This window comes from Thermogladius calderae 1633 (genome assembly GCF_000264495.1).
In the GTDB taxonomy this organism is placed as follows: domain Archaea; phylum Thermoproteota; class Thermoprotei_A; order Sulfolobales; family Desulfurococcaceae; genus Thermogladius; species Thermogladius calderae.
On record NC_017954.1, the window covers coordinates 542771 to 553940 of the forward strand.

The window sequence follows — 11170 nt, forward strand, 5'->3', positions numbered from 1 at the left end:
GCTCAAACCTCCCTGTCCTAATTGACGGAGTCAGTCCTAGAGGGAGGAGAAGCTCATAAAGTCATTAACCCCCTTACCAGCATGGTTACTTAGTGGAGCCCGATGATTGACAGCGGATAATCGGATGGGCGAGTGAAGAGTAACGTGGATGAGGGCCGTGTTTTAAGCTTTAAAAGAAGAAGTCTAATCAGATAGATGGGGGCCCGTAGCTCAGCTTGGTGGAGCGCCCGGCTGATAACCGGGAGGTCCGGGGTTCGAATCCCCGCGGGCCCATTCTTCTATAAGCTGGCTATATACTCTAATATGCTGGGTGGTTGGACGAGCAGGTGCTCGCCTTTCTCGAACGCCACTTCGCCCCCTACGAACACGACCTGCGGCCCTCCCCGCATGGCCACAACTACTGGGCTCAGCTTACTGAGAGGTAGGGACAGTACTGGGTCGGACAGGTCGTAGACCACGAGGTCGGCTAGAGAGCCTCTCTCGACGAACCCGCTGTCGAGCCCGAGAACCCTGTACGGCTGGACAAGGGTTCTCAAGAGAGACCCCGGGTTGTCGGACTTGGAGAACCAGGCCTGCGGGCTTCTAGAGTGCTCCCGTCGCGTGTCTAGTATGAGGCACTTGTCCCCAATACTACGGGGGTCGCAGACGACCTCCCCCCACTTTCCTATTACCTTGTCGTTATAGACGAGCATGTCCTCTTCGATGAGGATGTTGTAGACGCCTGGCTTAGCGCAAGGCTTTGGAGATATTACAGTAGCCGTTAAACCGTGTCTGCTGATCACACTGGAGACTTTACAGTCAGGAGTATCCACTAGTATGGGTAGTGTGACGCCGTTCGCGTACGCCGCGCTCAGCGATGCAAGGACGAGCTTTTCAACCGCGACCTCGTCTATTGGGGGCTGGACGGGGTCTAGACCTCTAAACGGGAATTCCAAGCCTGGTACCAGGGCACTAAAACCGTGTACGATTATCGCCGGCTTTTCATACCTCAACACGAGTTCCGACAGCTCGTACTCCGGCGGCAGCTCCTCGCCGACGTCTCTAATCTTACTCCCGTCTATGAACAAAAAACCTTTCTCGACCCCCTTCGACCCGTAGTAGTACACCTCTCCGTGTATCAGCGTTCTCAGGCTCATCTCAGCCACCACGCCTACTCAACATATGCTGTAGGTCATTATACATAAACTTTTATCTGAGAGCCGGCTTTAGTAATCGAGTGAGGGGTGCGGTGTGGAAGGGTGGTGGGGCCGGCTTCTGAGAGTAGACCTCTCTAGGGGGAAGACCAGCATCGTAGATGTCGACAAAAAGATTCTCCTAGACTACATGGGTGGTAGAGGGCTCGCGATAAGGCTCCTGTGGGATTTCAACCCCCCAGGAGTGGATCCCCTCTCTCCTTACAACACGCTAGTGATAGCCTCGGGTCCCTTGTCCGGGTTACCTCTCCCTAGTAGTGGTAAGCTGGTGGTGACCTCCAAGAGCCCGCTGACGAACGGCTACGGTGACGGAAACATCGGTAGCATGGCGAGCCACCACCTCAAGAGGGCTGGTTTCGACGCAATCGTGATCCAGGGCAAGGCTAAGAAGCCTGTCTACCTTTACATTGAGAACGATAAGGTGAGTATAAACCCCGCAGACGACCTATGGGGCCTAGACTCGTTCGGCGTGGAAGACAAACTAGTCAGAGAGCACGGGAAGAACGTTGGTATCTTGACGATAGGACCTGCCGGAGAGAAGATGGTGAGGTACGCTACTGTTGTCTCCCAGAAGGGGAGGAGCGGTGGACGTCCCGGGATAGGTGCTGTGATGGGCAGTAAGAACTTAAAGGCCGTTGTGATAAAGGGTACTCTCCAGCCTCCCGTCCACGACATAGAATCTCTGAGAAAAACGGCCGAGGAGGCTTACAAGAAGATCATGGAGGCAGAGGGCTACGACTACTGGGTAAGGCAGGGGACGATGGCGACAATAGTGTGGAGCCAGCAAAACAGCGTACTACCGACTATGAACTTCAGAGAAGGCGTGTGGGAGGAGTACGAGGGCATATCAGGGGACTTGATGGAGAAGCTTAAAGTCGAGAGGCGGGCCTGCCCCTACTGCAACATGGGTTGCGGAAACGTGATAAAGGACGAGCTCGACGAGCTCAGCGAGCTGGACTACGAGAACGTGGCGATGCTGGGTAGCAACATACTGTTGGGCGACCTGAGGAAGGTGGCGGACATAAACAAGCTCGCCGACAAGTACGGTCTCGACACGATCTCGCTGGGGAACTCGATTGGATTCCTCATGGAGGCCAGCGAGAAGGGCCTAGTGAGGGAGAGGGTCGAGTGGGGCGACTACAAAGTGGTGAGAGAGCTCACCGAGGACGTGGCTTTTAGGCGTGGCTTGGGCGGGTTCCTCGCAGAGGGCGTAATGAGGATGAGTACGGCACTCGGAGGCGAGGCGCTCGAGTTCGCAATGCACGTTAAAGGCCTCGAGATATCGGCCTACGACTGCCACGCAGCCCCAGCGATGGCGCTCGCATACGGCACCTCGCCTATAGGTGCTCATCACAAGGACGCCTGGATCATAAGCTACGAGGTCAGGACGGATAGGCTCGGATACACGAGGGAGAAAGTCGAGAGGCTTGTGTACCTTCAGGACGTGAGAGGAGGGATGTTCGAGTCTTTAACCGTGTGTAGGCTCCCGTGGGTGGAGTTAGGGCTAGACCTCGACTACTACTTGAAGATGCTGAGCCACGTCACGGGTATCGAGTGGAGCTGGGGCATGATACGCGAGGTCGCAAACAGGATCTACACGTTGATAAGGGCCTTCTGGATAAGGGAGTTCGACGGGTGGAGCAAGTACTACGACTACCCGCCGGCTAGGTGGTTCAAACACCCGTTGACTAAGGGCCCGTACAAGGGTGTCAAGCTAGACCCTGCGAAGTACGAGCAGATGCTCCAGGAGTACTACGCTCTGAGGGGCTGGGACAGCAACGGCGTACCGAAGCCCGAGACCCTCAGTAAGCTCGGACTCACGTTCGTCGAAGACACGTTGAAGAGAGTTGGAGTACTGGTATGATAGCCTTAACGGGGAGAGTAGTCTCCGGTCTCGGCGAGGGGGCTCTCTACGTAGACTTGTACAGGGTGTTTTTTATCAAGTATCTAGAGATAGACCCTTTCCCCGGCACCCTCAACATCGAGGTCGACAACCCCGTCTACGTAAGCGAAGTTCTCGGGATGATCAACCCCGTGAGAATACCACCGCCTAGACCGGGCCTCGGCGGCGTGTTGGCGTACCCGGGTCTAATTCACAACCTCCGCGTCTATGTTGTGAGACCCGAGAAGACGAATCACCCACCGAGGATAGTAGAGATCGTCTCCGAGAGGTATCTGAGAGGCTACCTCAGGCTGAAAGACGGGGACCCTGTCACGGTTGTTTTACTAGCGTGAGATGGCACGAGTCGCTATTATTGTTTAAAATAGGTTTCACGATATTAGTTAAGAGTGTCTCGTTAACGAGAGAGACTTGACTCTTTAAGGCGCTTACTATGTCAAGCAAGACCTCAGCTGTTAGGATTGTGAACTTCACTAAGCGCTTCGGGAGCTTTACTGCCGTGGACAACTTGAACTTGGAGATATACGACAGGGAGATCTTCGGCTTTCTAGGCCCAAACGGCTCCGGTAAGACGACGACCTTGCTCACGATAGCGACAGTTTACAAGCCGACTAGTGGCGACATATACGTGTACGGACACAGCGTGACGAAGGAGGACTACGAGGTAAGGAAGCTTGTCGGGATAGCGTTCCAGGACCCAAAGGCGCTGTGGATAGACAAAGTACAGGACTTGTTAGAGTGGCATGCTAGAGTGGTCGGGCTCAGCAGAGTGGAGGCCAAGAACGTTGTTAAAGAGGTTCTGGAGACTCTCGAGCTGTGGGATCACAGGAACAAGTACTTCTACCAGCTAAGCGGGGGCACGCGCAAGAAAGTCGAGTTGGCCAAGGTACTCATCCAGCGGCCGCGGCTGGCTATACTGGACGAGCCCACGGCCCAAGTAGACGTGCCCACGAAGCACAAGCTCTGGGATATCATTAAGATGATGAGAGACGAAGGCTCGACTATAATAATCGCCACGAACGACATGTTCGAGGCCGAGAAAGTCTGCGAGCGGATCGGGATCATATACAAGGGTAGGCTGGTCACGGTCGACACTATTAGCGGCCTAAAGGACAAGATACCCAAGGGCGACGTAATAGAGGTCACGATCGAGGGCGACGGGTTAAGGGACAGGTTATTGAGCATGTTGAGCGAGATAGGTAGGGTCGACTACAGCGGCAACGTCATAAGGGTCTTCGTCGAGAGAGCCGAGGAGAAGGCCTTGTTCGTCGCGGACATGTTGAGGTCTGCCGGAGTTAAGGTAAAGTCGCTGATGATCAAAGAGCCCACGCTAGACGACGTCTTCATGTACTTTACGGGGGCGAGGCTCATTGAGAGCAGTCAGTAGCCGAGACCTCGTAGACCTCCTCCACGTAATAGAGTGGGACGTTAGGAAGCTCAGACGCCAGACTCTTTTCGTGGCTATGAGGACAACGTGGTTCATACTACAGGTCATAGTATTCGGTACGAGCATCTCCCTGCTCGTCAGGTCCTTCCCGGGTCTCAACTACTACGACTTCTACCTCCTCGGCGTCTTCACGACGCTTGTCTACTCTGTCAGCATAGCTCGGGGTTACGAGATCGCAGACGAGTTCGACGAAGGTATTGTAGAGTACCACCTGGCGCTCCCGGTAAAGAGGAGCACGCTAGCCCTGGGGCGCGTCCTGGGAGGGTCGGTGGCCTCGTTCCTCTTCACCCTCCCAATGTACGCCTTCATAATGTTCATGATCAGGCCGGACAACGTCTTCTACGTCCTCGTATCTCTCGTAGCTATATACTTGTTCTCGGCGGGAGTAGTAGGTTTGGTAATAACGGTAGTCCTGAGCGTCAAGTCAACTGATGCCACAGACATCTTAATGGGGGTTATCGACGCCCTCCTCGTCAGGCTCAGCACGGTGTTCTACCCAGCACCGATAATAGCGAAGGTGCTACCCTACTACTACGCGTCTCTCGCCAACCCTATATCGAGCGTCTCCGACTTCCTAAGGGTTTTGTTCCTACCCGAGTACGCGGTCTACGCTAGCCTCCCACCCCAGGGCCAGGTAGCCTACATCGTGGGGCTCGCAGTGGGCTTCTCGTACTTGGCGATATACGTCATTTCGCATAAACTCGAGGCGGGTGGCTGGAGGTAAGGTCTGAAATGAAGAGCGTACTCGTCATAGCCACTAGGGACTTGAAGAGGTTCTGGAGTTACAGGTTCTGGCTAGCTGGGCAAATAGTGATGAACGTCGCGGACATAGTGATCTTCGGCCTGTTGTTCAACAACATGATCAACAGGAGCCTTATACCCGACTACATCAAGTTCGTCACGCCTGGCATACTCTCCCTAGCGCTGTTCATATCCAGCTTCAGTATAGGGAGGGAGGTGGGCGTGGAGCTCAGGCGGGAGGTGTCGGACTACCTATTGTCGCTACCTGTGTCGAGGGTAGAGCTCGTACTGGGCAGGTTCACTGGCGGCGCCTTGAGGGGCCTCATATACCAGTCCGGGTTCGTCGTATTGGCGATGCTGCTCGTCGGCGTCCCCAGAGGGTACGCGTGGTTAGTGGTGATCTACACTTCGATAACCCTCTCCTTTGCGATGTCGGGTCTCTCAATAGCTCTGTCGACAGTGACAAGGGACTTCAACCTGCAGGCCACAATAAGGTCGGTGGTCTACTACGTCTTGTTCTTCTTCTCCAATATCTTCTACCCCCCACGGGTTATTGCCGCGAGATTCGGGGGGTTCGCCGACGCAGTCTCGTACTCACCTCTATCTATCGCTACCTCGCTGTATAGGTGGGCTTTCGGTTATACACCAGAAGTAGACGTCGTTATCGACAGTTTGCTGCTGGCCGCTTGGACAGCAGTACTGCTGCTCGCGTCTTACTTCCTCTACTTGTGGAACTTGACGAAAAAAGGTTGATTGCCTTTAACACGTCCCAAAGCGCTTACTTAGCTTCTGCGGTAATTGTAAAACCGCTGTGGATTTTCCTCATCCTGTCGCCGTATACTTTCAGCAACTCGGCTTCGCCTCTTAAACCGGTGCAGTGGCCTGCGTAGACCTCCTCAACGCCCTCGTTCTCGAGCTCGCTTACGACTCTACTAACAGTCTCAGCGTCCGCGTTAGCGAGGTGAAGGCCGCCCAGGACTACAAGCTCGTCCCCACCCGCGACCATCCTAGCTTTTCTCGCAATGTTTGAAATACCGCTATGCGAGCAACCAGCTAGGACGAGCGTTGTACTGCCTAGTCTGATAGCCATGCCGGTGTCGTCGAGTACAGAGTCGTCGACGAGCTCACCCTCTCTCAGCTTCTTAAAGCCTTTCACAGCGTACCTGTTGTCATAGTACCTCTCGACCTCCCCGAGGAACCATGTGCCTGGTGCTAACTCGAACGCGCTTTTCGTGAGTAGGGTCCTAAACCTCTCCAGGGCACCCCTAGACTCATCCGTGAGCCCTATATACCTTAGGCCTTGCTCTCCGATGGAGTAGGCCGGCTCCAAGATCCCCGGGTGGGCTATCACTGTCGCCTTTTGGTTGACCTTTGCTACTCCAGGAATGCCGCCTGTGTGGTCCCAGTGCCTGTGCGAAACAACTACATAGTCTACGAGCCCCAAGTCCAGGCCAAGCCTTCTCGCGTTGAACAGTAGGACCCTACTCGTGGCGCCGGTGTCGAACAAGACCCTCTTTACCAGCCCGTCACTGTACCTCAACTCGACTAAGGTGCTGAACCCGTGCTCGCCGAGCAGCCCCTCGGTGAACCCGGCGTAGTCGTCCACTAAGACGACGAGCCTTATCGAGGACAGCTCTCTCATAGTAACCCCTAAGAACGAGACTGGATTTACACTGTTAAATAATCGCCTAACGCAGGGGAGAGCATGTGCCGCCGCCGGGATTTGAACCCGGGTCACGGGCTCGAAAGGCCCGCATACTTGACCGGGCTATACTACGGCGGCCAATCTATGCTATTCATCGAACGGGGTTAAATCCCTTCAGGCCCTAGTCTGCCGGAATTGGATATAAACTCCTGACAATAAGATAGAGAGTAGGCGGCGGTCGTCTAGCCTGGACTAGGACGCCGGCCTTCCAAGCCGGAAATCCCGGGTTCAAATCCCGGCCGCCGCACTCCGAACACTTTTCGTCATGGGAGCTCAACAGCAAACCCCTTAGCTAAGCAGGCGTAGCGCGCCAGGACGCAATCACGGACACCCTCAACACCGAGACCGGGAGATCGGTCGTCATTTCTTTCCCGCGGAGCCTTGGGGTCACAATAGTGCGGGTCGGATGAAGGTACTCACCTAGACTAGGATGGTGTTCTACGGCTTCGAGAGACCGTACGTTCCTGGTTCTCTTATAAGGAGTTGTACATAACTGTGTAACACGTCTTTTATACAGTTAATTAAACCAAAATTTTAAATTTTGGACGCGCTAGTATACGGTAGGGCTTACAAACGGTGTTTAAATTGCTGGGCGTTGATTTGTACCCGCCTCTCATACCGTACGCTTTGATCGGCTTCGCATTTCTCCTCCCGTTACTGAGAGTTTTGGGTGTTAAGAGGTCGGTATCGAGGGACCTGGCTCTAATAGCCACTCTCGCGGCTTTGTACGGCTCTCTTGAGGTCTACAGGTCTGCCTCCAGTGGCGTCCTTGTGTACACTATAGGAGGCTTTCCGATCCCTGTCGGCATAGCCTACGTTGTCGACGGCTTCTCGGCCCTGTTTGGTCTACTGATAGCAACGCTGTTCGCCGTGCTAACCCCTGTCTCACCCGTCTTCGTGGAGGACAACGAGTACTTCTACTCTGCTCTACTCGGCCTGGAGGCCGGCCTACTAGGAGTCGTATACACGGGTGACGTGTTCAACATGTTCGTTATGCTAGAGGTGTTCACTATTTCGGCTTTCGTTCTTATATCCGCGTCCAAGACGAGAGGTGCTTACAGGGCAACGATCACGTACGCCATAGTCGGCATGGTCGCGGGCACGCTGTTCTTTTTCGCGGCAGTACTAATCTACTACGTCGCGGGCTCCCTGAACATAGGGCACGTCGCGGCCATGGTCTCAGGGATCGCCCCGCCTGCGGGAAGGACTAGTCTGGTGCAGCTAGCCATACTAATGCCCCTCTTCATAATCACGTGGTCAATGCTGGCCGAGTCCGCGATCTCCCCCCTCCACTTCTGGCTGCCCGAGGCCTACACTCACGCGCCGCCCGTGGTGTCCTCCCTCTTGAGCGGCCTGGCCGAGGGCGTGGCCTTCTACGTTATAGCCCGGGTCTACTACACGATATACTCCGGCATCCCGCCTTACATCCAGTTGATGCTGTCGATCCTGGGAGGGCTCACGGTAGGGGTAGCTGGTGCCGGGTTACTTGCGTCGAAGGACCTGTTGAAGGTGGCAGGCTACACCGTGATACTGGACTCGGGCTTCATGGCCTTAGCCCTGTCAATGGGTGCGAGAGGGTTACCGGTCTTAATAGCGTACGCAATAGCACACGCCTTCGTCAAGCCCATCATCTTCCTAGTTGGCGGCTACGCGACGAGGTTGAGAGTCGGCGTTTTGAGGAAGAGCTGGCCCTTAGCGGCCTCTTTCATGATCGGGGTGCTCAACATCGTCGGCGTGCCGCCCACAGCGCTGTTCATGGCAAAGTTGCAGCTATACCAGGTAGCACTAGAGTCCCTCGGGTCGAACAGCGTGCCGGCGCTCATAACCCTGGTCAGCCTACCCGTGGGCTCCGTAATGGCTTTAATAGGGTTCATGAAGGTACTACCGCCCCTTGTGGCAACGGAAACTAGAGAGGCAGCAGAAAAACCGCCGAGGTACTTGATGGCTCTCGTGCTCTACCTTGCCCTGGCTAGTTTGCTTCTCGGAATTCTCTATAACCAGGTACAAGCCGTCGTATCCTCCTCTGTCGAATCCATGCTGAACAGGCTCTCATACATTGGTTCGGCCTTGGGGAAGACAACGGAGGTGGTGTACTCCTATGGCTAGCTTGCTAGGGAGGCTCGTAGACTGGGCTAGGTCGAGGAGCCCCTGGATGATACACTACTGCGCGGCCTGCGGGGCAGTGGAGTTCCCGCCCCTAGTGATGTCCCCGCTGGACTGGGAGCGCTACGGCTACATGCCCGTCCCGTCGCCTAGGCAGGCAGACTTCGTAGCTGGAATGGGCTACTTGACAAGGAAGACAGTGAAGCTGATGATAAACCTCTTCAGGCAGACCCCGAACCCGAAGTTCGTGGTGGCTGGTTGCAACTGTACCGCCACTGGAGGCCTCTACTGGGATTCGTACGCGACTTACAAGAGGCTGGACGACTTCTTCACGGTCTCCGGCTGGGTCCCCGGTTGCATGCCAATGCCGGACGACTGGACGGCCCTGATCACAGACCTCAGGAGGCAGATCTACGAGGGCTTGAAGGGAGACAAGCTAAAGGACGCCGAGGAGTTTATCGCGAGGGTCGAGGAGGGCGAGAGGAGGTGGCGGGAGGAGTACTTTGCCAAGCCCCAGCCCCCGGTCAACTACGCATTCAAGGAGACCTACCCTGAGTGCGAGGAGATGTACGAGAGGGCCAAGCTCTGCGTGACCAGCGTGAGAAGAGAGAGGCTTAAGACAGCCCTATCGGAGCTCAAGGAGAAGGGCTTCGTGCTACTCTCCAACATCGACGCAGTCGACTACCCCAAGAACGGCGTCATAGAGCTGTACTACTTCGTAGAAAACAAGGACGACTCGTCCCAGGTTGCTTTGAAGACCTTCGTGCCGAGGTCCGAGCCTGAGATTGAAAGCGTTCACGACCTCTACCCCAACGCCCTGTTCATCGAGAGAGAAGTCTACGAGATGATGGGGGTCGTTTTCAAGGGCCACCCGGAGCTCAGGAAGTGGATACTCGACGGCAACTGGGAGGGACCTCCCCCACTGAGGAAGGACGTGGACACAGCTACCTACGTCGTCAAAACGTTCTACGGGGGTGACAAGTATGGCAGGTAGATACATGCTGTACTTCGGGCCGCAGCACCCGGGAGCGCCGGGGAACGTAGGGTTCAGGCTAGAAATGGAGGGGGAGAGGGTAGTACGGGCCGAGCTAATACCCGGCTTCCTCCACCGCGGCTTCGAGAAGATGATGGAGAACAGGAAGTGGGAGAACAGCTACGTCCTGTCCTACAGGTTCTGCGTCGAGGACCCCGACCCGTTCGAGGTCGCCTACGCAGAGGCGCTTGACATGGTGTTCAAGGTGGACCCGCCCCCTAAGGCCAAGTACTTCAGAATGATACAGGCCGAGTTCTCTAGGATAGCGTCTCACATGTTCTGGACCCACTTCATGCTGGGATCTGTCGGCTTGAGGACACCGGCTTACTGGGCCCTCGCAGCTAGGGAAGAGATACTGAAGTGGTTTGCCTGGGTCACCGGTCACAGGATATACCACAACTTCAGCGTCCCCGGGGGTATCAGGAGCGACGTGCCGCAGGACTTTCAGAGTAGAACACTTGACCTGACCTACCGCGTCGAGGACCTTGTCAAGGACGTGGAGAAGGCGGCGCTGGGGAACAGGGTCTTCAAGAGGAGGACGAGAGGGATCGGTGTGGTCAAGGGCGAGACGGCCCTCAGGCTCGGTGCCACAGGCCCGGTCGTAAGAGGGGGCGGGCTAGCCTACGACGTGAGGAAGCTCGCACCCTACGAGCGCTACGACAGCGTCAACTTCGAGGTACCGGTTGGAGAGGTCGGTGACGCGTACGACAGGGCTCTCGTGAGGTTCAGGGAAGTCCATGAGAGCCTTAAGATCATAAGGCAGGCGACCATGGAAGTGAGACCAGGCGGCCCATATAGGGTAAAAATACCCCTTACAGCACCTCCTGGGAGAGGGTATGCGAGAGTCGAGTCGGCGAGGGGCGAGTATACTGTTCACGTCACGAGCGTTGGCGGGAGGTCGCCGTACAGGGTGAGGTTCAAGAGCCCCTCGATGCCACTGCTCACGACGGTGTTGGACTACATCATAAAGAACGAAGAGGTAACAATAGCAGACCTCCCAGTGATACTCGCCTCCCTAGATCCGTGCGCGCCCGATATAGACAGGTGA

At 55.7% G+C, this 11170-nt stretch carries 10 protein-coding genes and 3 tRNA genes; 10 read left to right on the forward strand and 3 right to left on the reverse strand.

The annotated features are described in order from the left end of the window. Positions 1-199 precede the first annotated feature (199 nt). Positions 200-273, forward strand: a tRNA-Ile gene (locus TCELL_RS03135). A 5-nt stretch (positions 274-278) separates the two neighbouring features. On the opposite strand, the gene TCELL_RS03140 is transcribed toward TCELL_RS03135, so the two are convergent. Beyond that, a complete protein-coding gene (locus TCELL_RS03140; protein WP_048163010.1) occupies positions 279-1136 on the reverse strand; it encodes a hypothetical protein in 858 nt (285 codons plus the stop codon). 94 nt (positions 1137-1230) lie between these two features. Between TCELL_RS03140 and TCELL_RS03145 the strand changes: the two genes are divergently transcribed. The 5 genes from TCELL_RS03145 (at position 1231) to TCELL_RS03165 (ending at position 6034) form a co-directional block, all read left to right on the forward strand. Next, positions 1231-3057, forward strand: a complete 1827-nt coding sequence (locus tag TCELL_RS03145; RefSeq protein ID WP_014737274.1) for an aldehyde ferredoxin oxidoreductase family protein — start codon at positions 1231-1233, stop codon at positions 3055-3057. Next, the gene (locus tag TCELL_RS03150; RefSeq protein WP_014737275.1) at positions 3054-3428 is read left to right on the forward strand and encodes a DUF120 domain-containing protein; all 375 of its coding nucleotides are present in this window, start codon (positions 3054-3056) and stop codon (positions 3426-3428) included. Before TCELL_RS03145 ends, TCELL_RS03150 begins: the two co-directional genes overlap by 4 nt. Positions 3429-3526: 98 nt before the next feature. Next, on the forward strand, positions 3527-4480 hold the full coding sequence (locus TCELL_RS03155; RefSeq protein WP_014737276.1) for an ABC transporter ATP-binding protein: 954 nt from the start codon (positions 3527-3529) through the stop codon (positions 4478-4480). Next, entirely contained in the window at positions 4464-5264 is an 801-nt protein-coding gene (locus tag TCELL_RS03160) for an ABC transporter permease (RefSeq protein ID WP_014737277.1), read from the forward strand. The genes TCELL_RS03155 and TCELL_RS03160 overlap by 17 nt, the downstream gene beginning before the upstream one ends. Before the next feature lie 8 nt (positions 5265-5272). Continuing rightward, the gene (locus TCELL_RS03165; protein WP_014737278.1) at positions 5273-6034 is read left to right on the forward strand and encodes an ABC transporter permease; all 762 of its coding nucleotides are present in this window, start codon (positions 5273-5275) and stop codon (positions 6032-6034) included. A 25-nt stretch (positions 6035-6059) separates the two neighbouring features. Here TCELL_RS03165 and TCELL_RS03170 read toward each other — a convergent pair whose 3' ends face one another. Together TCELL_RS03170 and TCELL_RS03175 are read right to left on the reverse strand one after the other, a co-directional pair. Beyond that, positions 6060-6923 carry an MBL fold metallo-hydrolase gene (locus TCELL_RS03170; protein ID WP_014737279.1) on the reverse strand — a complete coding sequence of 288 codons (864 nt, stop codon included), beginning with the start codon at positions 6921-6923 and terminating at the stop codon, positions 6060-6062. Between the two features lie 66 nt (positions 6924-6989). Further along, positions 6990-7064: transfer RNA gene (locus tag TCELL_RS03175), tRNA-Glu, on the reverse strand. 93 nt (positions 7065-7157) lie between these two features. Between TCELL_RS03175 and TCELL_RS03180 the strand changes: the two genes are divergently transcribed. From TCELL_RS03180 to TCELL_RS03195, 4 genes are all read left to right on the forward strand, one after another. Continuing rightward, positions 7158-7233 (forward strand) — tRNA-Gly (locus tag TCELL_RS03180). Positions 7234-7571: 338 nt separating this feature from the next. Next, the gene (locus TCELL_RS03185) at positions 7572-9092 is read left to right on the forward strand and encodes a proton-conducting transporter transmembrane domain-containing protein (RefSeq protein ID WP_048163012.1); all 1521 of its coding nucleotides are present in this window, start codon (positions 7572-7574) and stop codon (positions 9090-9092) included. Then, the gene (gene nuoB / locus TCELL_RS03190) at positions 9085-10083 is read left to right on the forward strand and encodes an NADH-quinone oxidoreductase subunit NuoB (RefSeq protein WP_014737281.1); all 999 of its coding nucleotides are present in this window, start codon (positions 9085-9087) and stop codon (positions 10081-10083) included. Before TCELL_RS03185 ends, nuoB begins: the two co-directional genes overlap by 8 nt. Further along, a complete protein-coding gene (locus TCELL_RS03195) occupies positions 10073-11170 on the forward strand; it encodes an NADH-quinone oxidoreductase subunit D (RefSeq protein WP_014737282.1) in 1098 nt (365 codons plus the stop codon). The genes nuoB and TCELL_RS03195 overlap by 11 nt, the downstream gene beginning before the upstream one ends.

What these genes read in the sequence shown, in the direction of transcription:
- TCELL_RS03140 (WP_048163010.1), bottom strand. Translation starts at nt 1,136, where the DNA reads ATGAGCCTGAGAACGCTGATACACGGAGAGGTGTACTACTACGGGTCG.
- TCELL_RS03150 (WP_014737275.1), top strand. Translation starts at nt 3,054, where the DNA reads ATGATAGCCTTAACGGGGAGAGTAGTCTCCGGTCTCGGCGAGGGGGCT.
- TCELL_RS03155 (WP_014737276.1), top strand. Translation starts at nt 3,527, where the DNA reads ATGTCAAGCAAGACCTCAGCTGTTAGGATTGTGAACTTCACTAAGCGC.
- TCELL_RS03165 (WP_014737278.1), top strand. Translation starts at nt 5,273, where the DNA reads ATGAAGAGCGTACTCGTCATAGCCACTAGGGACTTGAAGAGGTTCTGG.
- TCELL_RS03170 (WP_014737279.1), bottom strand. Translation starts at nt 6,923, where the DNA reads ATGAGAGAGCTGTCCTCGATAAGGCTCGTCGTCTTAGTGGACGACTAC.
- nuoB (WP_014737281.1), top strand. Translation starts at nt 9,085, where the DNA reads ATGGCTAGCTTGCTAGGGAGGCTCGTAGACTGGGCTAGGTCGAGGAGC.
- TCELL_RS03195 (WP_014737282.1), top strand. Translation starts at nt 10,073, where the DNA reads ATGGCAGGTAGATACATGCTGTACTTCGGGCCGCAGCACCCGGGAGCG.